General features: G+C 74.4%; 21 protein-coding genes. 13 read left to right on the top strand and 8 right to left on the bottom strand.

What is annotated here, in order from left to right; genetic code table 11:
• The first annotated feature begins 304 nt into the window (after positions 1-304).
• Entirely contained in the window at positions 305-1,084 is a 780-nt protein-coding gene (locus ABTZ03_RS23520; protein WP_350515017.1) for an SDR family NAD(P)-dependent oxidoreductase, read from the top strand.
• Between the two features lie 42 nt (positions 1,085-1,126).
• Here ABTZ03_RS23520 and ABTZ03_RS23515 read toward each other — a convergent pair whose 3' ends face one another.
• From ABTZ03_RS23515 to ABTZ03_RS23505, 3 genes are all read right to left on the bottom strand, one after another.
• Complete coding sequence (locus tag ABTZ03_RS23515) at positions 1,127-2,551, bottom strand: NsdA family TPR-like regulatory protein (RefSeq protein WP_350515016.1); 1,425 nt, start codon at positions 2,549-2,551, stop codon at positions 1,127-1,129.
• A gap of 523 nt (positions 2,552-3,074) precedes the next feature.
• Complete coding sequence (locus ABTZ03_RS23510) at positions 3,075-3,923, bottom strand: methyltransferase domain-containing protein (protein ID WP_350515015.1); 849 nt, start codon at positions 3,921-3,923, stop codon at positions 3,075-3,077.
• A 95-nt stretch (positions 3,924-4,018) separates the two neighbouring features.
• Positions 4,019-6,385, bottom strand: a complete 2,367-nt coding sequence (locus ABTZ03_RS23505) for a penicillin acylase family protein (protein ID WP_350515014.1) — start codon at positions 6,383-6,385, stop codon at positions 4,019-4,021.
• A 263-nt stretch (positions 6,386-6,648) separates the two neighbouring features.
• Between ABTZ03_RS23505 and ABTZ03_RS23500 the strand changes: the two genes are divergently transcribed.
• From ABTZ03_RS23500 to qcrB, 7 genes are all read left to right on the top strand, one after another.
• Positions 6,649-7,755 (top strand): serine hydrolase domain-containing protein, encoded by a 1,107-nt coding sequence (locus tag ABTZ03_RS23500; protein ID WP_350515013.1) that lies wholly within the window; start codon positions 6,649-6,651, stop codon positions 7,753-7,755.
• 14 nt (positions 7,756-7,769) lie between these two features.
• Positions 7,770-8,546 (top strand): MerR family transcriptional regulator, encoded by a 777-nt coding sequence (locus ABTZ03_RS23495; protein ID WP_350515012.1) that lies wholly within the window; start codon positions 7,770-7,772, stop codon positions 8,544-8,546.
• A gap of 222 nt (positions 8,547-8,768) precedes the next feature.
• The gene (locus ABTZ03_RS23490) at positions 8,769-9,704 is read left to right on the top strand and encodes a terpene synthase family protein (RefSeq protein WP_350515011.1); all 936 of its coding nucleotides are present in this window, start codon (positions 8,769-8,771) and stop codon (positions 9,702-9,704) included.
• Between the two features lie 289 nt (positions 9,705-9,993).
• On the top strand, positions 9,994-11,151 hold the full coding sequence (locus tag ABTZ03_RS23485; protein WP_350515010.1) for an AI-2E family transporter: 1,158 nt from the start codon (positions 9,994-9,996) through the stop codon (positions 11,149-11,151).
• A gap of 96 nt (positions 11,152-11,247) precedes the next feature.
• The gene (locus ABTZ03_RS23480; RefSeq protein ID WP_350515009.1) at positions 11,248-11,721 is read left to right on the top strand and encodes a nucleoside deaminase; all 474 of its coding nucleotides are present in this window, start codon (positions 11,248-11,250) and stop codon (positions 11,719-11,721) included.
• Between the two features lie 46 nt (positions 11,722-11,767).
• Complete coding sequence (locus ABTZ03_RS23475) at positions 11,768-12,559, top strand: SDR family oxidoreductase (protein WP_350515008.1); 792 nt, start codon at positions 11,768-11,770, stop codon at positions 12,557-12,559.
• A gap of 102 nt (positions 12,560-12,661) precedes the next feature.
• The gene (gene qcrB, locus ABTZ03_RS23470) at positions 12,662-14,395 is read left to right on the top strand and encodes a cytochrome bc1 complex cytochrome b subunit (protein ID WP_350515007.1); all 1,734 of its coding nucleotides are present in this window, start codon (positions 12,662-12,664) and stop codon (positions 14,393-14,395) included.
• On the opposite strand, the gene ctaF is transcribed toward qcrB, so the two are convergent.
• Complete coding sequence (gene ctaF / locus ABTZ03_RS23465; RefSeq protein WP_350515006.1) at positions 14,355-14,756, bottom strand: aa3-type cytochrome oxidase subunit IV; 402 nt, start codon at positions 14,754-14,756, stop codon at positions 14,355-14,357. The genes qcrB and ctaF overlap by 41 nt on opposite strands.
• On the bottom strand, positions 14,753-16,486 hold the full coding sequence (gene ctaD / locus ABTZ03_RS23460; protein ID WP_350515005.1) for an aa3-type cytochrome oxidase subunit I: 1,734 nt from the start codon (positions 16,484-16,486) through the stop codon (positions 14,753-14,755). The genes ctaF and ctaD overlap by 4 nt, the downstream gene beginning before the upstream one ends.
• Before the next feature lie 237 nt (positions 16,487-16,723).
• Here ctaD and ABTZ03_RS23455 point away from each other — a divergent pair, with 237 nt between their 5' ends.
• Positions 16,724-17,089, top strand: a complete 366-nt coding sequence (locus tag ABTZ03_RS23455) for a DUF488 domain-containing protein (protein WP_350515004.1) — start codon at positions 16,724-16,726, stop codon at positions 17,087-17,089.
• 18 nt (positions 17,090-17,107) lie between these two features.
• Positions 17,108-17,380: a hypothetical protein gene (locus ABTZ03_RS23450; protein WP_350515003.1), complete on the top strand. Its 273-nt coding sequence runs from the start codon at positions 17,108-17,110 to the stop codon at positions 17,378-17,380.
• 23 nt (positions 17,381-17,403) lie between these two features.
• Here the strand turns inward: ABTZ03_RS23450 and ABTZ03_RS23445 are convergent, their stop codons facing one another.
• Positions 17,404-18,591 carry an MFS transporter gene (locus ABTZ03_RS23445; protein WP_350515002.1) on the bottom strand — a complete coding sequence of 396 codons (1,188 nt, stop codon included), beginning with the start codon at positions 18,589-18,591 and terminating at the stop codon, positions 17,404-17,406.
• A gap of 128 nt (positions 18,592-18,719) precedes the next feature.
• Here ABTZ03_RS23445 and ABTZ03_RS23440 point away from each other — a divergent pair, with 128 nt between their 5' ends.
• On the top strand, positions 18,720-19,562 hold the full coding sequence (locus tag ABTZ03_RS23440; RefSeq protein WP_350515001.1) for a helix-turn-helix transcriptional regulator: 843 nt from the start codon (positions 18,720-18,722) through the stop codon (positions 19,560-19,562).
• A gap of 28 nt (positions 19,563-19,590) precedes the next feature.
• Here the strand turns inward: ABTZ03_RS23440 and ABTZ03_RS23435 are convergent, their stop codons facing one another.
• Positions 19,591-20,634, bottom strand: coding sequence for a homoserine dehydrogenase (locus ABTZ03_RS23435; RefSeq protein ID WP_350515000.1), 1,044 nt, complete (start codon positions 20,632-20,634; stop codon positions 19,591-19,593).
• 150 nt (positions 20,635-20,784) lie between these two features.
• Here ABTZ03_RS23435 and ABTZ03_RS23430 point away from each other — a divergent pair, with 150 nt between their 5' ends.
• Complete coding sequence (locus ABTZ03_RS23430; protein ID WP_350514999.1) at positions 20,785-21,009, top strand: hypothetical protein; 225 nt, start codon at positions 20,785-20,787, stop codon at positions 21,007-21,009.
• A gap of 28 nt (positions 21,010-21,037) precedes the next feature.
• Here the strand turns inward: ABTZ03_RS23430 and ABTZ03_RS23425 are convergent, their stop codons facing one another.
• On the bottom strand, positions 21,038-21,994 hold the full coding sequence (locus ABTZ03_RS23425) for a DUF4331 family protein (protein ID WP_350514998.1): 957 nt from the start codon (positions 21,992-21,994) through the stop codon (positions 21,038-21,040).
• A 361-nt stretch (positions 21,995-22,355) separates the two neighbouring features.
• Between ABTZ03_RS23425 and ABTZ03_RS23420 the strand changes: the two genes are divergently transcribed.
• A complete protein-coding gene (locus ABTZ03_RS23420; RefSeq protein WP_350514997.1) occupies positions 22,356-23,984 on the top strand; it encodes a M48 family metalloprotease in 1,629 nt (542 codons plus the stop codon).
• Positions 23,985-24,071 lie beyond the last annotated feature (87 nt).

Here is a 24,071-nt window from a genome sequence, read left to right as displayed (position 1 = left end):
CCCACCCCGCCCCCCCCCCCCGCCCGGGGGGGGCGGCGCGGGCGGGGGGGCGCCGCGCCCCCCGCCCCCGGCCCCCCGGGGGAAGCGTGGGGCCGTGGAACGTTCCGACAGTGTGTGCGCACCACCCGGCGGGGCACACCCGGCGTCGAGCGTTCCCGGACGGGACCTCGACCCGGTGTCGACGAGCCCCGGCCGAGGCATCAGCCCGGCGGCGCCGGGCAGGTATCAGAGGTCGTCCGGCACCCGGCCGGACGACCCGGTGCCGGTCCCGGACCCGACCGGCGGTACGGGAGGAGCGGCGACCATGGGCGAACTGGACGGCAGGACGGCACTGGTGACGGGCGGATCGCGCGGGATCGGCCGGGCGGTCGCCCTGCGGCTCGCGGCCGAGGGCGCGCTGGTCGCGGTGCACTACGGCAGCGACGAGGAGGCCGCCGCCGAGACCGTCGGGCTGATCGCCAAGGCCGGTGGCCGGGCCTTCACGGTGCGGGCCCGGTTCGGCGCGAGCGACGCGCTGGACGCACTGTTCGAGGGCCTCACCGCCGGGCTGGCGGAGCACGGCGAGGACGGTCTGGACATCCTGGTGAACAACGCCGGCATCCACCTGATCGGCTCGATCGAGCAGATCACCGAGGAGGAGTTCGACCGGGTGATGGCGATCAACGTGCGCGCGCCGCTGTTCGTGACCCAGCGGGCCCTGCCGCTGCTGCGGGACGGCGGACGGATCGTGAACATCGCCTCGGCGGCCGTCCGGATCGGTTCCTCGCTCCAGCTCGGCTACACCATCAGCAAGACGGCGCTGGTGGCCCTCACCGCCCCGCTCGCCAACGAGCTCGGGCACCGCGGGATCACCGTCAACACCGTCAATCCGGGCGTGATCCTGACCGACATGACCTCCCAGTGCACGGGCGTACCGGAGGCGCTGGCCGAACTGGAGTCGATGACCGCGCTGGGCCGGATCGGCCTGCCGGAGGACGTCGCGGACGTGGTCGGCTTCCTGGCGGGCCCGCAGGGCCGCTGGGTGACCGGCCAGACCATCGATGCCTCCGGCGGCACCTACCTGGGCCCGATCCCGAAGCGCTGAGCCCCTCCTCCCCCGGGCGGCTCGCCGTCCCGCCGTCGACGCTCACGGTCCGGCGTCCGCCAGACACTCCAGGGCGCCCCGGATCACGGGTGCGTGCTGGTGGGCGGCGAGCCGGCGGTGGTACTGCCGGGCCAGGCCCGGGGGCAGGGTGCCGGTCAGGGTGACCGCGCAGTGCGTGGCCCGGGCCGCCTGGTCGGCCCGGCCGAGCGCGAGGTAGGTGTCGACCGCGAGCAGCAGCATCCGCCCGGCGAGCGGCGGGGCGGGTACCGGCTCGGGGCCGTCCAACTCGTCCAGCAGGGCGGCCAGATGGGGTTCCGCCCGGTCCGGCGCGCCCGCGAGGAGGTGACTCTCGGCGCGGGCGACGGCCAGGTGGCGCCCGTCGACGGCGAACGGGAAGCCCGGCCGGTGCCGTCCGTCGGACGATGCCAGGGCGTCGGCTGCGTGGTCCAGCGCCCGCGCCGCCTCGGCGGGCCGCCCGAGGCGGGCGAGGGCGAGCGCCTCCCTGGTCTGCAGGAGCGCGGCGACGACCGGCTCCGGGCGCGGATCGGCGGCGCGGGCGGCCCGGACGACCGTCCGGGCATCGGCCGCGTCGCCTGCCAGGAGGTGGCGGGTGGCCAGCTGTGCCAGCACGGTGGCCACGGCGGTCCGCCGGCCGGAGGCGACGGCGGCACGGAGGGCGGCCAGGTTGTGCCGCTCGGCCCTGGTCTCCTCGCCGACGGCGCTGCTGAGCCAGGTGCACAGCAGGGCGGTGCGGGCGGCGAGCGGGAACAGCCGCGGCGGCGCCGGGGGCCCGCCACCGGAACCGGCCAGCAGGTGGTCGACGACGAGCCGGTGCTCGGCCTCGGCCGCGCCGTACAGGACGGCGGGCGGCAGCAGCGTGCCGCGCTCGTGCTGTTCGAGGGCGCTGGTGCGGGCCTCGATCCACCGCAGCGGCGCCTCCCTCCCCTGCGGCGGCGCCTCCGGCGGGGAGCCGCCGTCCGGCCGCCCCGCCTCCGCCAGCCCCCGCAGGGCCTCGCCCAGTTGATCGGCCAACGCGCGCCCGCGCAGGCTGAGTCCGGGCGACCCGGCGCCCCCGGGCGGGTGCACGGCGGCGCGCAGGGCGAGGACGGCCCCGTGGTCCGTGTAGGGCCGGTCCAGCGGGGCGGCCCCACCGCCGGCCAGGTGCAGCCAGTGCGGCCAGCCGAGCCGGTGCACATCGCGGGCGGGGACGTCATGGACGTGCGCCATCGCCAACTGGACGGTGTGCACGGGGATGGCGCGCCCCGATTCCCAGCGGGCGACCAGTTCCCGACGTGCGGCCAACTGCCCGAGGGCGAGGGCCCCGTGGGTGCGCGCGATGAGCTTGGCGTACTCGGGTTGGGACAGGCCCATCCCCGTCCGCAGCCGGATCAGCGGGTTGGTGTGCGCCGGCTCCCCGCCGGATCCGGCCGACGCCCGGGCACCCGGGCCCGGCAGCGGTTCGCTCACCACGGGCTCCGGGGGGTCCGCGGCAGGCGGGAACCGTCGCGGGCGTATTCGGAATGGGAAAGTCCCTCCGCGGAACGCAGCAGGTGGAGAGGGTGCGCCATGGATGCAGTCTTGAACCGTCTCTGGAATCTTCGGGAACCGTGAATCGGCTTCGACACCGGATCCTAGAAACGGAGGTCAAGAATTCGCCAGGTGAGGAGGCACCCCCGGAGGCACCGCCCGCACCATTGCCAGAGCGGGAAATCGGCACTCCGGGGAACGCCAACGGAATTCGCACATCAGAGAGAAAGGCAAAGGGGTGCCCACCCCGGTGCCCGGATCAAATCTTCCTCAATTCGCTCGGAGCACCGGCTTTCCCACCCTTAGAGTCCCTTCGCATCCACCCGATCGACGGGCCACCCGTCAGGAGAGGACCCACCATGGACTTCCGTACGAACTCGTCCGGGCTTTCCGGAAACCACCGACCGGGGAGGACCACGGACACCGGGTGGGACGCCGCCCCGCCACCCGGGTGGGTCCGGTCCTAGCGCACGGCCTTGCGGCCGTGGAAGAGGCCCCAGGAGAGCAGTCCGGCCTCGCACACCTCCAGGCAGTGGTCCAGGTTCGTCCGCAGCCGCGCCACCTGGTCGGCCCCGGCCCGGTCCGCCAACTCCTCGGCGCGGCGGCCGACTTCCTCCTGGAGGCGGGCGTAGTGGACCGGCACGTGCGCGGAGAGGTCCTGGAACTCCGGCTCGGTGAGCCCCAGCCCCGCGAGCCGCGCGCGGTAGAAGTCGGGCGTCGCCAGGTCGCCGATGCGCAGCCGTTCGCAGAACGGGCGCAGCGCCTCCTGGTCGCCGTCGGAGGCCGCCATCAGGTCGGTGAAGACCAGGTGGCCGCCCGGCCGCAGGACCCGGACGGCCTCGGCGAGGGTGCGGGCGCGGTCGCCGCTGTGGCAGAACGCCTCCTGCGACCAGACCACGTCGAAGCTCCCGTCGGCGGCGGGGATGTCGTTGAAGGAGCCGGTCACCACCTGGATCCGGGAGTCGAGCCCGAGTTCGAGGTTGCGGGCGCGGTGGCCCCGGTTCTGCCGGTCGCTGATGTTGAGCGCCACGACCCGGCAGCCGTAGGTGGAGGCGAGGTGGCGGGCCGCACCGCCGAACCCGGAGCCCAGGTCGAGGACGGCGCTCGCCTCGTCGAGCCCCTCCTCGACGCTGCGGGCGGCGGATTCGACGGTGCGCTGCGCCGCCTGCCGGATGGTCTCGTCGCCGTCGCGGTAGATCCCGAGGTGGATGTTCTCGCCGCCCCAGGTCAGCCGGTAGAACTCGTCCGTCTCCGGGGTGTTGTAGAAGGTTCGTGCCGTGCCGTCCGCCCGGTGGGCCGTGTCACTGGTCATGGGGAAGTGATGTGTGCGAACGTCCGTCGGTAAACCCCTGGGCCGAGCCGGGGGCCGGACCCCGGTGCGCGGGTCCGGCCGCCGGCGGTCGGGGATCAGCCGCGCAGGCGGGTGGTCTCCAGGGCCGGGGAGGCCTTGATCTCGGCCTCGGTGAACCGTTCCGCCACCCACTGCTTCCGCGCGAACAGCCTGGTCTGGTCGGTGTAGTGCGGGGACGCCGGGTCGACGGACTCGCCGTAGGTGAGCACCGTGCGGGTGCGCGGGCCCTGCGGGGTCAGCTCGGTGGCCATGACGAAGCTGGAGCCGCGCGCGCCGGTGCCGGGCTGCGGCAGGCTGCCGCCGGTGCTGCCCGACTTCGGTCCCCCGGAGACGACGTTGAAGCAGCCCGTGGCGTCGCCGCAGCCGTGCAGCGGGATGCCCGCCCAGCGCTGGACGTCGCCCATGGTGGCGTCCAGCGCGGTGCCGTCGCGGCCCAGCTTCCGCACCGCGTCCGCCAGGGCCCGTCGGACGTCGGGGCTGTCGCCGTCCAGTCCGCGCGGGGTGGTCAGCGGCCGGGCCGGGTCGAACGGCACCTTCCAGACCTGGTTCGGGCCCAACAGGCCGAGGTAGAAGGCCTGCCACAGGACGGCGCCGTGCCCGGTGTCGTCGGTCCGGGTGTTCCAGGCCGCCAGCACCTCGCAGGCCCGGCCCACGTCCACCGCGCTGCCGTCCCCGGCGGTCAGCACCGGGTTGGCCCGGCACATCGCGACCGCGTCGTCCCGGGCGATCTCGGCGCTCTGCTCGCGGTCACCGAACATGGCGGCCTGGAGGGTCGACAGGGTGAAGCCCGGCGCGCCGAGGCCGTCCGTGCCGTCCCGGCGGTCGGCGATCATCCGCAGCCCGAGCTGGGCCCGGGGGCTCAGCCGCGGGTCCGTCCCGTAGACGTCCGGGTAACCGCCGAGCGGGGCGGCGGTGTTGGTGAAGTGCGGGTCGTTGTTGGAGTTGGCGACGTAGTCGGTGCGGTCGAGCTTCGGGTGCGCGGCCGGACCGAACAGGCCGGGGACAACGGCGTCCGGGTCGCTGCCCCAGTCGCAGGAGGTGGTGGAGCCGTCCAGGATCTCGGGCAGGTCGTGGCCCGGGACCACCGTGCAGCGGGCGAGCTGCTCGTCGGTGAGGTGCGGGACGGCGGAGGCGTCGGTGAAGTACGTCGCGCCGCTGACGTCCGTGGCGAAGGTGTAGCTCCACGGGACGCCCTGGTAGGTGTCCTGGGCCTGCTTCAGCTCGGCGAGGCTCTGTGCGCGGTCCAGCGCCAGCCACTCGCTCATCGAGCGCAGGTTGTCGGCGTTGGCGTCGCGGAAGGCGTAGGCCTGGGTGTCCGTCCAGGGGATGCCCGCGTCGCGGTCGGCCAGCACCGGGCCGTAGCGGGAGGTGTAGAGGGTGCGGGTGACGGTGGACAGGCTCCCGTCGGCGCCCCGGACGGTGACCGGGACGTCCTGGCGGCCCATCCTCTCGGGCTTGCCGTCCACCAGGTAGCTGGTCGGGTCGCCGGGCACCAGGGCGAGCCGGTAGAGGGAGCCGTGGTCGGCGTAGCTGGTCGTCGACGTGAAGGCCAGGTCGCGGGTGTGGCCGATCTCGATCACCGGCGTGCCGTAGAGCGCGGCGCCGGAGACGTCCAGCACTCCGGGGATGGTGAGCTGCACCTGGTAGAAGCGGTGGCCGCCGACCCACGGCAGGTGCGGGTTGGCCAGCAGCATGGCGTGGCCGTCCCGGGTGACGTCGCGGCCGAGCGCCCAGGCGTTGCTGCCGAGGTCGGGGCCGTTCTCGGCGCCGTCGGACGGGCGCTTCGGGGTACGGACCGCCGCCGTGGGCGCGGTGGTTCCCGGCGGGGTCGCGGCGGCGATCGCGTCCTGGACGTTGCCGATGCCCGCGTTCCCGTTGACCTCGTAGATGAGGTTCCAGAGGTCCTCGGTGGTGATCGGGCCGACCCACTCCTTGCCCCGGCAGCTCGCGTCGGGCAGCCCGTTCACCCCGGTGTCGCGCAGATAGCGGTTGTAGCCGGCCGCGTACCCCTCGACCATCCGACGCAGGTCCTCGGTGGGCCCGATCGGGGCGGGCCGGTCGAGCAGCTTCCGCACGGTACCGGCCCGCCGCAGCCCCTGGTGGTAGGTGTCGCTGGCGAGGTTCCCGCCGCCGCCCGGGGTGTTCGCGTCCGCGCCGAACCAGCGCGACCGCTCCCCGCGCAGGGTCACCACCTCGTCCGCGAGTTGGCACAGGTTGTCCTGCGCGAAGGCGTAGCCGTACCCGTAGCCGAGCCCCCGGAAGTCGTGCGCCAGCACGTGCGGGATCCCGTACTCGGTCCGCCGGATCTGCGCCGAGTAGCCGTCCCGGCCGCCGAGGTCGGAGTCCTCGGCGGCGACGGCCGAACCGGGCAGCAGCCCGGCGGTGACCGAGGCCAGCGCGAGCGAGGCCAGGCCGGAGCCCAAGCGCCCTCGTCCGTACCGAAGTTGACGTTTGATCATGCGCCCCACCCTGCCGCACCGCCACCCCGCCCCGCATCGGCTCCACGGCCCATTTCCCCGACGGACCATCGGCCCGGAGATGTACGCCCCCGGGCCGATGCGCCTCCCGGCCGGCCGGGCCCATCGGGGTGACCTGGATCACAGTTGAGGTTGACCCTGGGGCAGGGTGGAGGCTCCTCGCAACGGCACGACGCCCGGTCGGGGCGCCGACGAGATGGAGGAACAGCATGTCCAGCAGGGTTGCGGGTCAGCGGCAGGACCGTCCGGAACTGCGCGAGGCGATCGCCGAGTTGGTCGGGGCGGGCTTCCTCGGGGTGCAGCTGCGGGTGAACGACGAGCGGGGCGAGTGGGTCGGCGGCGGCGGCGTGCGGGAGTCGGGCCGGGACGGCGCGGTGGTGACGGACGGGCACTTCCGGATCGGCAGCAGCACCAAGAGCTTCGTGGCCACCACGGTGCTGTCGCTGGTGGCCGAGGGCAGGTTCGGCCTGGACACGACGGTCGACGACCTCCTGCCCGGCTTCGGCCTCGACCGGCGGATCACCGTGCGGATGCTGCTCCAGCACACCACCGGGATCTTCAACCACACCGGCGAGCTCTACGAGGACGGGACGATCGTGCTGGGCGTGCCCTGGCAGGGCAAGGAGTGGGTGGACAACCGGTTCCGGACCTACCCGCCCGAGGAACTGGTCCGGCTGTCGCTGTCCCGGCCGGCCCGGTTCGCGCCGGGTACGGGCTGGAGCTACGCCAACACCAACTACGTGCTGGCCCGGCTGGTGGTCGAGCGGGTCACCGGCCGGTCGTTCGCCGAGGAGCTGCGGCGGCTGGTGCTGGACCCGCTCGGACTGACCGGCACGGTGGCGCCGGGCGCCTCCCCGGAACTGCCCGAGCCGCACAACCACGGCTACTACCGCTACCAGGACGCCGGACAGGAGCACACGGTCGACGTCACCCGGCAGAACCCGTCCTGGGTCGGCGCCGGCGGCGACATGATCTCCACCACCCGCGACCTCCACACCTACTTCTCCGCGCTGATGGGCGGCCGACTGCTGCCCGCCGACCTGCTCGCCGAGATGCGCACCCCGGAGGCGACGGCCGGCTACGGCCTGGGGGTGTTCGCCCAGGAGACGCCCGGCGGCACCGTCTTCCACCACCACGGCGCCACCATGGGCTCGGCGGCGATGATGTACGGCTCCCCCGACGGCCGAACCACCCTCACCGCCGGACTGACCTGGGTGGACGACGCCGCGATGTCGATCGCCCCGGCGTTCCAGGCCGCCCAGCAGCGCTTCCTCGACGCGGTGTTCTGCAACAGGCGCGGCGGGTCGGCCCGATGAGGCAAGCTGGCCCGATGAGGAACGGAGTCACGATCGGACAGGCCGCGGCCTTCGTCGGTGTCACGGTGAAGACGGTGCGGCACTACCACAAGCTCGGCCTGGTCGCCGAGCCGGAACGGGACGCCTCCGGCTACCGGCGCTACGGCTCCGCGGAGTTGCTGCAGCTGGTGCAGGTCCGGACGCTGGCCGGCGCGGGCGTGCCGCTGGCCGAGATCGGGCCGATGCTCGACGCCGACGGCGCCCGGTTCGACGCCGCACTCGCCGAGGTGTCACGGCAACTCGCCGAGCGGATCGAGGAGTTGACCGCCCGCCGGAACACCCTGGAGCGGCTCGCCGACGGCGACCGGGCCCTGCTGCCCGACCGCGCCTGCGCCCTGCTGGACCGGATGCCCGGTCTCGGCCTCGACGCCGACTACGTGGCCGCGCAGCGCGAGGCCCTGGTGCTGACCCGGGCCCTGGTCCCGGACGGCTTCGACGCCTTCCTCGGCCAGCTCGAACAGCGGCTGGACGAACCGGAGTTCGTCGAGTTGACCAGGCGCGGCCAGGAAGCCGAGAACTGGGCGCCGGACGACCCGAGGATCGAGGAACTCGCGACCGCCATGGCCGACCACTACCTCGCCGACCCCGCCCGGCTGGGGGACCAGGCCGACCAACGGGTGTGGGCCAGGGCTGCGGCCCAGTACCGGCTGATCGACGGCCACCGCGCGGAGCAGGCCCCGGTCGCGGCCCGGTTGACCGCGCTCACCGAGGCCAAGCTCCGCGCCGGAGGTGTCCGGATGCCGCCCGGCTGACGTCCGGCGCCTCGGAGCGGGGAGGCCCGGGGCGGGGAGGCCCGCTGCGCCTCTCCCGGGCCTGGGCGGACGAGGCACCACCACCCGGCCCGCCGTCAACTCGCCACTGAACAGCGGAATCCCGCCCTCCCGTCGGCCGGATCTTGGCAGGACCGCGCCGGACGCGCTACTTTGCGCCCCGAGATCATCACGTCGGGTCACCGACGTCGGGTGGAGGAACCAGTGACCACAGCCGTCCCCGTGCCCCGGTGGGCCGCCGAGGCGGACGCCCACACCCTGGACTGGTGCACCCGGTACGGCCTGCTGTCCGGCCCGGAGACGGCCGAGCGGTTCCGCCGGGCCCGCTTCGGGACGCTGGCCGCCCGGACCCACCCGGAGGCCTCGCAGGAGTCGCTGCCGGTGCTGGCGGACTGGTTCGCCTGGGCCTTCGTGCTCGACGACCACCTGGACACCGGCGCCCATGTGCCCGGCCAGGCCGGAACCCCGGGCGTCCGGCGGACGAGCGGCCTGCTCGCGGAGTTCGCCGCGATCGTCGAGGGCCGCGCTCCCGTCGACGGCCACGCTCCCGTCCGGCTCCAGCCGATGACCCGGGCCCTGGACGACCTGTGGCACCGCACCTTCGCCACCATGACCGCCGCCGTCCGCCACCGCACCGTCCGGCACCTGCGCGAGTACCTCGACGCCCTCGCCATGGAGTCCGGGCAGCGCCGGCGGGGCCGGATCCCGACGCTGCCGGAGTACGTCGCCCTCCGCCGGGTCACCGGCGGCGTGCGGGAGGACCTGGACTTCGCCGACCACCTGGCCGACCGCTCACTGCCCGACGGGCTGTTCGAGCACCCCTGGCACCTGGAGCTGCTGGCGGCCGCCGGGGACGTCATCAACTGGACCAACGACCTGGCCTCCTGGCGCAAGGAGCAGGCCTGCGGCGAGGTCCACAACCTGGTCCTGGTCCTCGCCCACCACACCGGCCGCCCGCCCGAGGAGGCCGCCGAGCTGGTCCGGCACCGGATCGCCGAACGCCGCGACCGCTTCGAGGGCCTGACCGGCCACCCGCCCCATCCACTGCTGGCGCGGCGCGCCACCGCGCTCCGGCAGTGGGCGGACGGCTTCCAGGCCTGGCTCGCCGACACCGACCGCTACCGCGCACCGGCGGGGTAGCCGTCAGGCGTCGTACCGGTGGACGAACGGCCGCCCGGGGCAGCCGTGGCACTCGAACAGGTACACCCCGCCCAGGTCGCCGAGACACAGGCCCGGCCCCTCCCAGCGGACGTCGCGGTCCTCGACCGGGGTCCACGCCTGCCGGGCGTCGTACTCCGCGCGGGGGCGTTCGACGGCTCACGCCCGGACCGTACCGGTGACCACCGCCCGGGCGCACCGGTTATTCGGCCGGGCCACCGCAGCGCCCCCCGAGGTGTGCGACCCCCCGGACCCGGGAGACGCTGAAGGCATGCCCGCCCCGGACCACCGTCCCGAGACCAGGCGCCGCCCGGCCCCACGGCCGCTCGGCAGCCGCCCGCCCCGGGTGGTGCTGCGCCGGGCCCCTACGGCGGTACCCCGGGAGCACGTCCCGGCCGGGCTGCGCACCGCCGCCGGGTACGCCTGGCGGCTCGGGCTGCTCGGGCTGGCCGGCTATCTGCTGGTCGGGGTCCTCGGCCAGCTGCAAGTGCCCGTGATCGCGCTGTTCCTGGCGCTGGTGATCACCTCCGTGCTGCGCCCGCTGGTCGACCTGCTCGCCCGGGGACTGCCCCGCCCGCTCGCCGTCCTGCTGGCCTTCGTGTGCGCGGTCGCGGTCGTCGGCGGGGTGCTCACCATGGTCGGAACGAACGTCGCCGACGAGTGGAACGGGCTGGGGAACGAGCTGCGCGGCGGGCTCGGCCGGATCGACCGCTGGCTCACCGGCGCCCCCTTCCATCTGCGGGCCGGTACCGTCACGGACTTGCGGACGAAGGTCGGCGCGTTCATCGCGGCGCACCGCTCGGCCCTGCTGACCACCGCGCTCAGCGGCGCGAGCCGGGCCGTCGAGCTGGTCACCGGGCTGGCCCTCGCCGTGTTCTGCTCGGTGTTCTTCCTGCACTCCGGGGACCGGATGTGGAGCTGGGCGGAGCACCAGCTCCCGGCCGCGGCCCGGCCGGTCTGGAGCCGGGCCGGACGCACCGCCTGGCGCAACTTCGCCGGGTACACCCGGGGGGTGCTGATCGTGGCGGCGACCAACGCGGTGCTGGTCGGCATCGCCCTGGCCCTGCTGCGGGTGCCGCTGGTGCTGCCGCTGATGGTGCTGGAGTTCGTCGCGGCGCTGGTGCCGCTGATCGGCTCGCCGATCGCGCTGGCGGTCGCCGCGCTGGTCGCGCTGGCCGCGCGCGGGCCGGTGGTGGCGCTGCTGGTGCTCGCGCTGATCGTGGTGATCGGCCAGATCGAGGGGCATCTGCTGCAACCGCTGGTGCTGGGCTGGTCGGTGCGGATCCACCCGGTGGCGATCGCCCTGTCGGTGATCGGCGGCGCGGTGCTGGCCGGGGTGCTGGGCGCGGTGGTCGCCGTCCCGGTGGTGTCGGTGGCCTGGGCGGTGTTCTCCGAGCTGCGCGACCACCGCTCGCGCGGAGCGCCCTAGCCGGGCCCTGACCGGCCGCGTCCCCGGCCTCACCGGATCCTCCTCGGCGGTATACGTTTGACCCCGCCGATCGCACCGCCCGAGGAGAGACCCGTCATGGCCGACCACTCCCCCGCCCACCTGCTCGCCGCCATCGAACTCGGCGCCTCCGCCCGGGCCCACGGCAACCACCCCTTCGGTGCGCTGCTCACCGACCCCGCCGGGGCGGTCCTGCTCACCGCCGAGAACACCGTGCTGACCGACCACGACGTCACCGCCCACGCGGAGACCAACCTGGTCCGCGAGGCCTCCCGCACCCTGGCCCCGCACCAACTCGCCGACGCCGTCCTCTACTCCAGCACCGAGCCGTGCGCGATGTGCGCCGGGGCGATCTACTGGAGCGGCATCCGGCGGGTGGTCTACGCGCTGGCAGCGACCGAGCTGAACGCCATCGCGGGGGTGGACCCGGACGAGCCGGTGCTCGACCTGCCCTGCCGCACGGTGTTCGCGGCCGGCGGCAACACGGTGGAGGTGGCCGGGCCGTTCCTGTACGAGGAGGCCTCGGCGATCCACGTCGGTTACTGGGGGTGACCGGCCGACATGCACCGCCGGTCCCCGGCCGCTAGCCTCCCAAGGCATGGACCTCAAGCTGGCAGGTCGGACGGTGGTGGTCACGGGGGGCAGTTCCGGGGTCGGCCGCTCGGCGGTCGACCTGCTGCTCGCCGAGGGCGCCCGGGTGGCGACCTGCGCGCGGGACGGCCGGCGGCTGGCCCGGACCTGGGCCGGACGGCACCACAAACGGCACCAGGCGCTCTACCTGCACGCCTGCGACGTCCGGGACGAGCCCGCCGTGGCCGGGTTCATCGAGGAGGCCGCCCGGCGGCTGGACGGCATCGACGCGGTGGTCGCCAACGCGGGCGAGGGCGGGCCCAACACCTTCACCGACGCCACGCCCGAGCAGTGGCAGCAGGACCTGGAGAGCAAGCTGCTGGGCGCCGTGCACCCGGTGCGGGCAGCGCTGCCCTGGCTGCGCCGCTCGGACGCCGCGCGGGTCGTGCTGATCGGCGCCCTGATCGGCCGCGAGCCCGAACCCGCCCTGGTCACGGCCAGTGCCGCCCGGGCCGCGCTGGCCAGCCTGGCCCGCTCGATGGCCACCGAGCTCGCCCCGGACGGCATCCTGGTCAACACCGTCAGCCTGGGCATCATCGACACCGAGCGGCAGCGGGCCGTCCACTCCGCCTCCGGCAGTACGGAGCCGTACGAGCAGTGGTCGGCCGGCTGGGTGCACCGGCGCGGCGTCCCGCTGGGCCGGATGGGCCGCCCCGAGGAGGTCGCCCCGGTGATCGCCCTGCTCGCCTCGCCGCTGGCCTCGTACATCAGCGGCACCGACGTCACGGTGGCCGGCGGCGCGGGCCACTCCGTGCACTGAGCATCCTCCCGTTGCTCCGACAGGGTGCTCCGCCTTCCCGTGACGGAGGGATCGTCACGCCCTGCACACCCGGATGGACCGTTTCGCACTAGGTTGCCCGCTATGGACGGAAACCAGGGCCACCAGCCGTCTCCGGACCGCGCCCCCTACCAGGACACATCGGCGCGCGCCGTACGGGCCGTCGACGGGCGGCTCCCGCTGACCGAAGCGGCCCGGGAACTGCTCCGCAAGGTCTTCCCGGACCACTGGTCCTTCCTGCTCGGCGAACTGGCCCTCTACAGCTTCGTGGTGCTGCTGCTGACCGGGGTCTTCCTCACCTTCTTCTTCACCCCGAGCATGGCCGAGCTCGACTACCAGGGCTCCTACCTGCCGCTGCGCGGGGTGCGGATGTCCGAGGCCTACGCCTCGACCCTGCGGATCGGCTTCGAGGTGCGCGGCGGACTGCTGGTCCGTCAGATCCACCACTGGGCAGCCCTGCTGTTCGTCTCCTCGATCTGCGTCCACCTGCTGCGGGTGTTCTTCACCGGCGCGTTCCGCCGCCCGCGCGAGCTGAACTGGGTGATCGGGGTGACCCTGTTCAACCTCGCCCTGCTGGAGGGGTTCTCCGGCTACTCATTGCCGGACGACAGCCTGTCCGGCACCGGGCTGCGGATCGCCGAGGGCGTGCTGCTCTCGGTGCCGCTGGTCGGCAGCTACCTCAGCTTCTTCGCCTTCGGCGGCGAGTTCCCCGGGCACGTCATCATCCCGCGGCTGTTCACCGTGCACATCCTGCTGGTGCCCGGCCTGCTGCTGGCGCTGGTCGGGGCGCACCTGACCCTGGTGGTGGTCCTCAAGCACACCCAGTGGGCGGCGCCGGGCCGGACCAACCGGAACGTGGTGGGGCACCCCTTCTTCCCGCAGTTCCTGGCCCGCACCACCGGCCTGGGCTTCGCCCTCGGCGGCCTGCTCGCGCTGTCCGCGCTGCTCGCCGAGATCAACCCGATCTGGCGGTACAGCGCGTACCGCCCCGACATCGCCGGGGCAGGCGCCCAACCGGACTGGTACATCGGGTTCATCGAGGGGGCGCTGCGGCTGATGCCGGCCGTGGAGACCGGGGTGCTCGGGCACACGATCTCGTGGAACGCCTTCCTGCCCGCGCTGGTGGTGCCCGGGCTGCTGTTCGGGGCGCTGTACGCCTACCCCTTCGTGGAGCGCTGGCTCACCCCGGACGGCGGCGAGCACCACCTGTGCGACCGGCCGCGCAACAAGCCGGTCCGCACCGCGTTCGGGGTCGCCGGGGTCACGGTGTACGCCGTGCTGCTGATCGCGGGCGGCAACGACGTGATCGCCTACACCTTCGGCGTCTCGGTCAACTCGCTGACCTGGGTGCTACGGGCGGCGTTCGTCCTGGCGCCGGTGCTCGCCTTCGTGCTCACCCGGTGGCTCTGCCTGGCGCTGCAGGCCAGGGACCGCGCCCGGCTGCTGACGGGCGATCCGACCGGCCGGATCGACCAGTCGATCGAGGGCGGCTTCGAGGGGCGGCGCAGGCCGGTGCCGGCCGCCGAGCGGTACGTGCTGCTGGTGCGGGACGCCCCGCGGCCGGCCGAGCCGCTGCCCGGCGCCCCGCGCGGTGAACGGGCCCGGGCCGCGCTCGGCGCCTGGTACCACGGCGACCGGGTCGAGCTGCCCGCGACCGAACCGGAGGCCCGAGCCGTCGCGGCCGTGCTCACCGCCCCGGCCCACCCGGCACGGCAGGCCGTCGAGGAGCCCGCGCCCCGGACGGGACGCGGGCCGCTCGGCCGGCTGCTCCGCGCGGTCAGGCCCCGTCGTCGTCGCGGTCGTGGTACTGGAAGATGAAGCCGAACACGGCGAACCCGAGCAGCACCGTCCCGCCGACGATCAGCCAGCGGGCGAACACCAGGCCCAGCGCGAAGACCGCCAGGCCCGCCGCGGTGAGCACGGGGTAGCCGCTGCGGGCCGGGAAGAAGCCCGACGGCCCCGCGCTCTCCGCGATCTCGGCCCCCTCGCGGTCCTGCGGCCGTCCGCCGCCGCCCCGCTGGTGCTGGACGAACCAGAACAGCGCGACCAGTCCGGACATCAGGAAGGCCACCGTCAGGATCGCCTTGCCGGCCGGTTCCCGGGCCCAGAACCCGTAGACCAGCCCGGTCACCGCGAAGAACGCCGTCAGGACGGCGAACAGTCGGCCCTCGGCCTTCATCGCGCGTCCCCCCGTCCGCTCCGACCGCCCGGCAGCGCCGCGGAGCCGGGCGCCTCGGCCGGGACCTCCGGGTGGTGCAGGTCGAAGGCCGGCGACTCGGAGCGGATCCGTGGCAGCACCAGGAAGTTGTGCTCCGGCGGCGGGCTGGAGGTGGCCCATTCGAGTGAGCGGCCCCAGCCCCACGGGTCGTCCAGGCCGACCCGGACGCCGTGCCGGGTGGTGGTCCAGACGTTGTAGCAGAACGGCAGGTTGGACGTCCCGAGCAGGAAGGCGCCGATCGAGGCGACCACGTTGAGGGTGGTGAAGCCGTCCACGGCCAGGTAGGTCGCGTAGCGGCGCGGCATGCCCTGGGCGCCCAGCCAGTGCATCACCAGGAAGGTGGTCTGGAAGCCGACGAACAGGATCCAGAAGTGCAGCTTCCCGAGCCGCTCGTCGAGCAGCTTCCCGGTGATCTTCGGCCACCAGAAGTAGAAGCCCCCGAAGGTCGCGAACACGACCGTGCCGAACAGCACGTAGTGCAGGTGGGCCACCACGAAGTAGCTGTCGGTGACGTGGAAGTCGATCGGCGGGGCGGCCAGCAGCACCCCGCTCAGACCGCCGAACAGGAAGGTCACCAGGAAGCCGATCGACCAGAGCATCGGGGTCTCGAAGGACAGCGAGCCGTGCCACATCGTCCCGACCCAGTTGAAGAACTTCACCCCGGTGGGCACCGCGATCAGGAAGGACATGAACGAGAAGAAGGGCAGCAGCACCTGCCCGGTGGCGAACATGTGGTGGGCCCACACCGACATCGACAGCGAGGTGATCGAGATGGTCGCGCCGATCATCCCGTAGTAGCCGAACAGCGGCTTGCGGCTGAAGACCGGGACGATCTCGCTGACGATACCGAAGAAGGGCACCGCGACGATGTACACCTCCGGATGGCCGAAGAACCAGAACAGGTGCTGCCACAGCAGCGCCCCGCCGTTGGCCGGGTCGAAGGCGTGGGCGCCGAACTTGCGGTCCGCCTCCAGCAGGAGCAGGGCGGCGGTGAGCACCGGGAAGGCCAGCAGCACCATGATCGAGGTGAACAGCACGTTCCAGGTGAAGATCGGCATCCGGAACAGCGTCATGCCCGGGGCCCGCAGGCAGGTGATGGTGGTGATGAAGTTGACCGAGCCCAGGATCGTCCCGAGCCCGGCCACCACCAGGCCGAGTGCCCACAGGTCCGGGCCGGTGCCCGGGGAGTGCTCCGGGCCGTTCAGCGGCGCGTAGGCGAACCAGCCGAAGGCGGGGGCGCCGCCCGTGGTGAGGAAGCCGCTCAGCACCATCAGGCCGCCCAGCAGGAAGGCCCAGTAGGTGAAGGCGTTCAGCCGGGGGAAGGCGACGTCGGGTGCGCCGATCTGCAGCGGCATGATCGCGTTGGCGAAGCCGGCGAAGGTCGGGGTGGCGAACAGCAGCAGCATGATCGTGCCGTGCATGGTGAACATCTGGTTGTACTGCTGGTTCGACAGGAACCCGGTGTCCGGGCCCAGCAGTTGGGTCCGCATCAGCAGCGCCAGCAGGCCGCCCACCAGGAAGAAGCCGAAGGCCGTCGCCAGGTAGAGGTTGCCGATCACCTTGTGGTCGGTGGTGAACAGCCAGTGCAGCAGCCTGCCGCCCCGCCGGACCCGCGGCCGGACGCGCGGCGGCGCGGCGGCGTCCTCAGCGCTGTCCTCGACGGTGTCGGCGGTGGTGTCGGGCGCACTCATGGAACCTCCGCAGCCGGGCCGGATGACACCCCCCGGCAGCGCCCCGGGCCCCTCGTCCTCCCCGGCGTGCTCGGCCCCGCGCACCGGGAGCGACCCTAGTGGCGGTGGGCCGGTGCCCCGGGGCGGCACGCCGGGGGCGCCCCCAGGGCCCGCGCCGTCGGTGTGCGGATCGGCCCGTTCCGGGCACACGCTGGTGTGAGCAGCCCCAGCCGCACACCGACCCGGGAGGACGCCGTCATGGCCGCACAGATCAGCTACCGGCGGATCTACGAGGACGCCTCGCCGCAGGACGGGCAGCGGGTGCTGGTGGACCGCGTCTGGCCGCGCGGGATGACCAAGGAGGCCGCGCACCTGGACGAGTGGCTGCGCGAGGTCGCCCCGTCGACCGGACTGCGCCAGTGGTACGGCCACGATCCGGAGCGCTTCGCCGAGTTCCGCCGCCGCTACCTCGCCGAGCTGCGCGACGCGGACCACCGGGAGGCCGTCGGGCACCTGCGCGAGCTGGCCGCCCACGACGCGCTCACCCTGCTGACCGCGACCAGGGACGTCGACCACAGCCAGGCCGCCGTGCTGGCCGAGTGGTTGGCGAAGCGGAAGCACTGAGCGGCCGGGCGACCCGACATGACGGCGATCATCGTCCTGTTCGAACTGGAGCCCGCACCGGACGGGGCCCCCGGGCCGGACGGCGTGGAGCCGGCCGTGCTCGCGGTGCACGCGGCGGGCGGCGATCCGGACGTGCCCGAGGACCCGCTCCCGCGCACCCTGTGCGGCCTGGACACCGACCCGATGGAGCACTCCCACTACCGGCCGACCCGCCCGGGCGAGCCCTGGTACCCGCCCGCCCTGGCCGACCGGCGCTGCCCGACCTGCGAGGCCCTCCTCCGGGCCCGCTGAGCCCCGTCGCGCGGCCCAGGGGTTCAGCCCTGGGCGGTGAAGCGCCGCCGCCCGAGCACCACCGCCGCCGTCAGCGGCACGGTGGCGACGGCGGCCACCCCGAACAGCAGCTCGAACCGCCCCTGGCCGGCCGGTCCGCCGCCCAGCGAGGCGCCCAGGGCGCTGCCCACGAACAGCGCGGCGACGAAGCAGGAGACCGCCGTCCCGCGTGCCTCGGGCACCACCGAGGTGGCCCAGGACTGGAGCGTGGTGTGCAGGAACGCCCAGCCCGCGCCGAGCAGGGTGGCGACCAGCGCGTACGTCCACACCCCGGGGGCGGCCGCCGCAGCGCCGTACCCGGCCAGCACGAAGGCGCCGCCGATCGCGGCCAGGCCGTGCGCCGGGATCCGCCCGGTCAGAGCCTTGACGGCGCGGGTGAACACCAGCGTCCCCACGCCGTACAGGGCGGTGATCGCGCCGGCCGCGGCGTCGGACAGGCCCCGGTGCTCCAACGCCGGGGCGACGAAGGTCAGCCCGCCGAGCAGCACGGCGCCCTCGACCACGCCGAGCGCGGCGACCAGGTAGGCGAACCGGTTGCGCAGCACCGCGCCGAGCTGGGTGGCCAGGCTCCCGGCCGGGGCGCGCGGCGGCTCGGCGACCCCGCGCAGCCCGAACACGGCCGTCGCGGCGGCGAGCGCCGGCACTACGAAGACCAGGCGCCAGTTCAGCCAGTTCGCGACCACTCCGGCGAACAGGGCGGCCAGTCCACTGCCGAGCCCGAGCGCGGCCATCAGGTCGGCGAGTGCGGCCTGCCGGCGCTCGGGGCCGACCGCGTCGCCGACGAAGCTCAGCGAGGACGGGACCACCGCGCCGAAGGCGAAGCCGGTGACGACGCGCAGCACGGCGAGCACCGTCAGGTTCGGTGCGGCGGCCGAGGCCAGGCCGGCCAGCGCGGCGACGGCCAGGGCCGTGCGGATCACCCGCAGCCGGCCTATCCGGTCGGAGAGCACGCCCCAGACCGGTTGTGACAGTCCGTAGGCGAGGGCGTAGCCGCCGGCCACCGAGACGGCGGTGGCGAGCGGGACGTGCAGTGCGGCGGCGAGGGTGACCAGGACCGGGCCGATGGCGAAGCGGTCGAAGTTGGCGGTGAAGGCGGCGGCGGTCAGCGGGAACGGGACCCTGGTGTCCGGGCGGGTGGCGACCGGTTCGGCGGTGGGGACGATCTGTGTCATGGCTTCCATCCTGGGGGCGCCGCGACGGCCGTCCGGGCGCCAGGCGTGCACGGATCATCCTGGGAGTGGGAGTGACAGGCTGGGCCGGATCGGGTGCCGGGGGCCGGGTCCGTAGGCTGGGGCCCACCATGAACGATCGTGACGTGCAGCGCCGGGCGGCGCTCGGTGCCTTCCTGCGCTCCCGCCGGGAGCGGCTGACCCCCGACGAGGTCGGGCTGACGGGGGGTCCGCGGCGCCGGACGCCCGGGCTGCGCCGCGAGGAGGTGGCGCTGCTGTCCGGGGTGAGCGTGTCCTGGTGCTCCCGGCTGGAGCAGGGGCGCCCGATCGCCGCGTCCGGTCAGGTCCTGGACGCGCTGGCGACCACCCTGCGGCTGACCGCGGCCGAGCGGCGCCACCTCTTCGAGCTGGCGGGCGAGAGCGACGCGGCGCCGCGTCCGGCGGCCGACGGCTGCCCGGCGGTCGGCGACCACCTGCGGGCCACCGTCGCGGCCCTGTCCCCCGTCCCGGCGTGCCTGCTGGACCGGCACTGGGACGTCCTCGCCCACAACGACTCCGAGGCCGCCCTGTACGACGGGCTCGATCAACTCCCGGTCCAGCGGCGGAACATGATCTGGCTGTACTTCGGCTGGCCGCCGATGCGCGCGATCCTGAAGAACTGGGAGGCGGAGTCCTGGGCGGTGCTGGCCCAGTTCCGCGCCTCCGCCGACCGCCACCCCGGCGACCCGCGCTTCGCCGAGATCGTCGCGGACGTCTCGACGGCCGACCCCGGCTTCCCCGCCCGCTGGGAACGCCACGACGTGGCGGGCTTCACCCCGGCGCTCAAGCGCTTCGACCACCCTGGGCTGGGGTTCCTGACCTTCCGCCAGGCCAAGCTGATCGCGGCCGAGGATCCGGAGCTGCACCTGGTGGCCCGGCACCCGGCGGACCCGGGCACCCGGCGGGCGGTGGAGCGGGCCGCCGCCGGGGGCTGAGGGCACGGGCCCTCCCGGGCGCGGGCCCTCAGCCGAAGCCGAACGTCCGGGGCACCGTCACGTCCAGGGTGTCCCGCAGCAGCGCGAGCGCCGCCCCGAGCGGGCTGGAGCGGCCGCCGCTCACCGTGATGTCACCGGCGTCGGGGCAGCCGTAGACGACCGCCTTCTCCGGGCCGGCCAGCGCATACAGCGGGTCGCCCGGGGCCGTCTCCTCCAACCGGACCTCGACCACCAGCGGACGGTCCGCGCTCGCGCTCGCCACCGCCCGCACCCGGCGCCCACGGGCGGCCGCGGCCACCGCCGCCCGGCCGGCCCCGGCGTCCACCGGCTCCGCCTCGACCCGGACGGCCGACGGCTCCCAGCCCCAGAGCAGGGCAGCGATCAGCCGCGCCTTGGTGGCGGCGTCGGCGCCGGAGAGGTCGGCGGACGGGTCGGCCTCGGCGATGCCGCGCCGCTGCGCCTCACCGATCGCCCGCTCCAGGGGGTCGCCCGCCGCGAGGCGGTCGAGCACGAAGGTGGCGGTCCCGTTGGGGCAGGCCCGGATCGACCGGCAGCCGAGCCCGCGCACCCCGGTGCGCGCCAGGTCCGCCGTCGGGAGGGCGGCGCCGGTGGCCCCGGAGATCCTGATCAGGCTGCCGCCGGCCCGGGCGGCCTCGCCGAGTTCGCTCCAGTGGCTCAGCAGGTGGCTCTTGGTGGCGGTGACGACGTGGACGCCGCGGCGCAGCGCGAGGACGGCCTCCGCCGCGGCCTGTTCGCGCGCCTGCGGGGAGGACGGGAGGGCCTGCACCAGCACCCGCGCGCCGGTCCGGTCGAGGGTCTGTTCCAGGGGCGGCAGCGGTTCCCACTCCGTACGCGGCGGGACCGGCCCGTCGTCGCGGAGCAGCACCTGGGCGGAGCCGACGCGCACGGCGGCGAGCCTCGGCCGGACGCCGTGGTCGCGGGCGAGTCCGTCCCCCCGGGTCAGCAGTCGCTCGGCATAGGCCTGGCCGACGGGGCCGTAGCCCGAGAGCACGATCGCCGGGTCGTCCGCGCCCGGCGGCGGCCCATCGGTCCTGAGATCTGGTGAAGGCACCCCGGGAGCGTACTCCCGGGGCCGTCGCCCGCTCCGGGGGTGTCCCCTCCCCCGGGCGCGGCCGCCATCCCACCGGGTCCGGCCCGGTGGCCGACCGGGGTGTCCCGGGTTTGCATGGGGTGACCGAGCCCCGAGACCCCGGAGGTCGCCGTGTACGAGATGTGGGCCGAGCACGACCCGGCGGAGTCACCGTCCGCCGTGGTGTGGCACGTGGTGGCGAAGGACGACGCGACGGCGTCGCTGTGCGGGCGGTTCCTGGAGCCGTCCCGCCGTGTGGTCCCGGCCGGTGACGGCGCCGGGGCGGAGGTGCCGGACCGGTACTGCGATCCCTGCCTGCTGACCGTTCGGGAGGCGATCGCGGTCACCGGTCGCTGACCGCCGGCCTCCGCCCGTGCGGTGCCGGTCAGTTGGCGTGCGGCGGGCCGAGGTAGGGGAAGTGCGGCAGCAGGTCGGTGTGCGGGCCGATGTGGTCGGTGGGGACCTTGCCGCCGGTCAGCATGGTGAGGCGGGCCGAGGTGACGTCGTCGGTGAGGGTGCGGCCGTTGGGGTAGGCGGCGGGCCTGCTGCGGTCGTAGCGCAGGATGTCGGGCAGGACGGTGCGCAGGGTCTGCTCGGCGGCCTGCGGGTCGTAGTCGCCGAAGTGGGTGAGGACGGCTGACCAGGGTTCGCGGTAGGTGGCCCAGTCGTCGGCGGGTTCGCCGGCGTTGTAGGCGTCCTTGACCTCCTCCGCGTTGAAGTAGGCGGTCAGGGACGGGTGGGCGCCGCGGTCCACCGAGGTCAGCCGCCCGTCCCGGCGCAGGCTGACCCGGCCCCAGACGCCGATCTCGGGGTGCGGGCCGAGGTCGGCGTCCGGCACCTCCAGCACGATGGCGAGGACGTTCTTGTCGGCGCCCCAATCCACGCCGGTCCACTGGAACTTGGCGACGATGCCGTCCAGGTCGGCGAAGAACGGGTCGCTGCGGAAGCCGGCGTAGAAGGTGTACGGTCCGGACTCCACCGCCGGGTGCTCGGCGCCGAAGTTCACCGGTACGTCGGTGAACAGCGCCTGCCCGGCGGCCTCGTGGGCCCGGGCCCGGTCGCCGGTGGCCCGTCGGACGGTGACGGTCTGCCGCCCGTTCTCGGGCCGGGAGAAGACGAAGCTGTAGGCGACGTCGGCCCGGTGGTCGCCGTCGGTGTCGACGTTGATGCGGTAGACGGCGTCCGGGTGGAACGCGTCCCCGCCGGTGGGGGCGACCGGGTTGACGTCGAGGATCAGGACGGTCCGGCTGCCGGGCACGGCGAAGGCGAACAGGTCCGTCATGTCGAGCCGGGCGTCGCCCAGGGGGGAGCGGAGGTTCGGGCCGCTGAGGTGATGGGACATGCCTCCAGCATCGGCAGCCGCCCGCGTTCGCGCCCGGCCGGTGCACCCTCGGTGCCACGGATTCACACCGTTGCCGCACTCCGGCCCGGTCCGGCGGCGGGTGTGCCGAATTGTTACTCTCGGCCACCACGGCCGATCCGGGTCAACGAATCCCCGCAAGCCCGCACGAATCGGAAGCCGCCGTGAACCCGCAGGTGGGAGCGGTGTTCCGGGGGCGGAAACCCTGGTGCGAAGGCCTTCTGGCGACCGCTACGATCTTCACTCGTCGTACACCCGTTCACCATGCAAGGACCGCGCGTCGCCCCGTCGGCGCGCCCAGGGGGAGGACCATCACATGGGCGCGCCCCAGCGTTCCACCGCCATGAGCACATCCGGCCGCGCCGTCACGGCCGTGGCCCTGCTCGCCGGCTTCTACCTGCTCGCCCTCGGCATCCTCGGGGGCCTGCTCGCCCTCGACATCGCCCTCTACCAGGCCGCGGGCAAGCTGAGCCCCGCGCTGGCCAAGGTCTGGGCGCTGAGCGTCGCGATCGGCTACCCGGTGGTCCGGGTGGTGTTCCTGACCCGGCGTCGCAAGGACGACGGCGAACTGCCCGGCGTGCTGCTCACCCGCGACCGGCAGCCCGAGCTCTGGGCGATGGTCGACCGGATCTCCGAGCGCACCGGCGTCCGCGGCCCGGCCGAGATCCGGCTGGTGCCCGAGGTCAACGCGGGCGTCCGGGAGGAGACCAGGCTGCTCGGCCTGATCCCCGGCAAGCGCCACCTGGTGATCGGCGCCCCGCTGCTGCTCGGCCTCACCGAGGGCGAGCTGGAGTCCGTCCTGGCGCACGAGTTCGGCCACTACAGCAACCGGGACGTCAAGCTCGCCGCCGTCACCGTCGCCGGACGCCGGGCGATCCTGAACACCATCGGCGGACTGCACCAGCGCGCCGACCAGCACCAGGCCGGCGAGGCCGCCAAGCTCGCCGCCAAGGCCGAGAAGCGGCTGGCCAAGGGCCGCAAGCCGTCGAGCGAGCAGGCCGGCGGCGGCGTCGACCGGGTCCTCGCCAAGCTCTTCACCCTCTACGCCAAGCTCTACTTCCGGGTCTCCGAGGCGGTCGGCCGCCGCCAGGAGTACGCGGCCGACCGGGTCGCCGCCCAGCTCGCGGGCCGCGACGCCACCGCCTCCGCGCTGCGCCGGATCCCGACCCTGGACGCCGCCCAGGACTTCTACCTCAACCGCTACGCCACCATCGGCTGGGACGCCGGCCTGCTCCCGCCGCCCGGTCAGGTCTTCGGCGGCCTGGCCCACCTGCTGAGCGACCCCAAGCGCCGGGCCGAGCTGGCCGAGCACGCGCTGGAGCTGCCCGAGCAGACGCCCGACCCGTACGACTCTCACCCGCCGATCCACCTGCGGGTCGCCGCGATCGAGGAACTGCCCGAGGACGGGCGCGGCGCCGGTGCCACCGGCCCCGCCCTGGCACTGCTGCGCGACGCGGAGCGGGTGCTCGCCGAGCTGGAGGTCGTCACGCTGATCCCGGAGGCGTCCGGCAAGCAGCGGGTCGAGTGGCCCGAGCTGGTCCGCACCGCGATGCTGGCGCACGCCCGGGAGGCCGCCGTCCCGGCCCGGAACGCGCTGGCCGGGCTGGGCCTGCCGCCCACCGTGCACGGCCTGCTGGACGGCATCGACGCCGGCCGGGCCCGGGAGTTCACCGACCGGCTGCCGAAGAGCGAGCAGGCCGCCGCCGCGACCGGCCGGGCCGCCCGCGAGTTCGCCCGCCCGATGCTGCGCGAGGAGCTGGGGCACGCCACCGTCGTCGCACTGGCCGAGGCCGGCCTGGCCGGCTGGGAGCTGTCCTGGTCCGGACCGGCCGAACTCCAGCTGCCGGACGGCTTCGAGGACGGCTTCGACGCGGCCCTCACCGCTGCCTGCGCCGACACCCCGGACACCGCCCCGCTGCGCGCGCTGCTCACCGGCGCCGGCCTGCCCTCGCCCGTCACCCCCGGCGTCTGACCGGTGCGGGGGGCCCCGGCGCCCGGGCCCAGGTATGTAAACCCCCAGATTGGGGTAATTGTTGGTGGCGTCGGGGGGCGGTTTGTG

The sequence above is a fragment of the Kitasatospora sp. NPDC096077 genome (assembly GCF_040303245.1).
Lineage (GTDB): Bacteria > Actinomycetota > Actinomycetes > Streptomycetales > Streptomycetaceae > Kitasatospora.
This window is presented reverse-complemented; position numbering and strand designations above follow the sequence as displayed.

Excerpts from the sequence above, each read along its gene's own strand:
- ABTZ03_RS23520 (WP_350515017.1), top strand. The coding sequence starts at position 305 with ATGGGCGAACTGGACGGCAGGACGGCACTGGTGACGGGCGGATCGCGC.
- ABTZ03_RS23510 (WP_350515015.1), bottom strand. The coding sequence starts at position 3,923 with ATGACCAGTGACACGGCCCACCGGGCGGACGGCACGGCACGAACCTTC.
- ABTZ03_RS23500 (WP_350515013.1), top strand. The coding sequence starts at position 6,649 with ATGTCCAGCAGGGTTGCGGGTCAGCGGCAGGACCGTCCGGAACTGCGC.
- ABTZ03_RS23495 (WP_350515012.1), top strand. The coding sequence starts at position 7,770 with ATGAGGAACGGAGTCACGATCGGACAGGCCGCGGCCTTCGTCGGTGTC.
- ABTZ03_RS23485 (WP_350515010.1), top strand. The coding sequence starts at position 9,994 with ATGCCCGCCCCGGACCACCGTCCCGAGACCAGGCGCCGCCCGGCCCCA.
- ABTZ03_RS23480 (WP_350515009.1), top strand. The coding sequence starts at position 11,248 with ATGGCCGACCACTCCCCCGCCCACCTGCTCGCCGCCATCGAACTCGGC.
- ABTZ03_RS23475 (WP_350515008.1), top strand. The coding sequence starts at position 11,768 with ATGGACCTCAAGCTGGCAGGTCGGACGGTGGTGGTCACGGGGGGCAGT.
- qcrB (WP_350515007.1), top strand. The coding sequence starts at position 12,662 with ATGGACGGAAACCAGGGCCACCAGCCGTCTCCGGACCGCGCCCCCTAC.
- ctaF (WP_350515006.1), bottom strand. The coding sequence starts at position 14,756 with ATGAAGGCCGAGGGCCGACTGTTCGCCGTCCTGACGGCGTTCTTCGCG.
- ctaD (WP_350515005.1), bottom strand. The coding sequence starts at position 16,486 with ATGAGTGCGCCCGACACCACCGCCGACACCGTCGAGGACAGCGCTGAG.
- ABTZ03_RS23455 (WP_350515004.1), top strand. The coding sequence starts at position 16,724 with ATGGCCGCACAGATCAGCTACCGGCGGATCTACGAGGACGCCTCGCCG.
- ABTZ03_RS23450 (WP_350515003.1), top strand. The coding sequence starts at position 17,108 with ATGACGGCGATCATCGTCCTGTTCGAACTGGAGCCCGCACCGGACGGG.
- ABTZ03_RS23445 (WP_350515002.1), bottom strand. The coding sequence starts at position 18,591 with ATGACACAGATCGTCCCCACCGCCGAACCGGTCGCCACCCGCCCGGAC.
- ABTZ03_RS23440 (WP_350515001.1), top strand. The coding sequence starts at position 18,720 with ATGAACGATCGTGACGTGCAGCGCCGGGCGGCGCTCGGTGCCTTCCTG.
- ABTZ03_RS23425 (WP_350514998.1), bottom strand. The coding sequence starts at position 21,994 with ATGTCCCATCACCTCAGCGGCCCGAACCTCCGCTCCCCCCTGGGCGAC.
- ABTZ03_RS23420 (WP_350514997.1), top strand. The coding sequence starts at position 22,356 with ATGAGCACATCCGGCCGCGCCGTCACGGCCGTGGCCCTGCTCGCCGGC.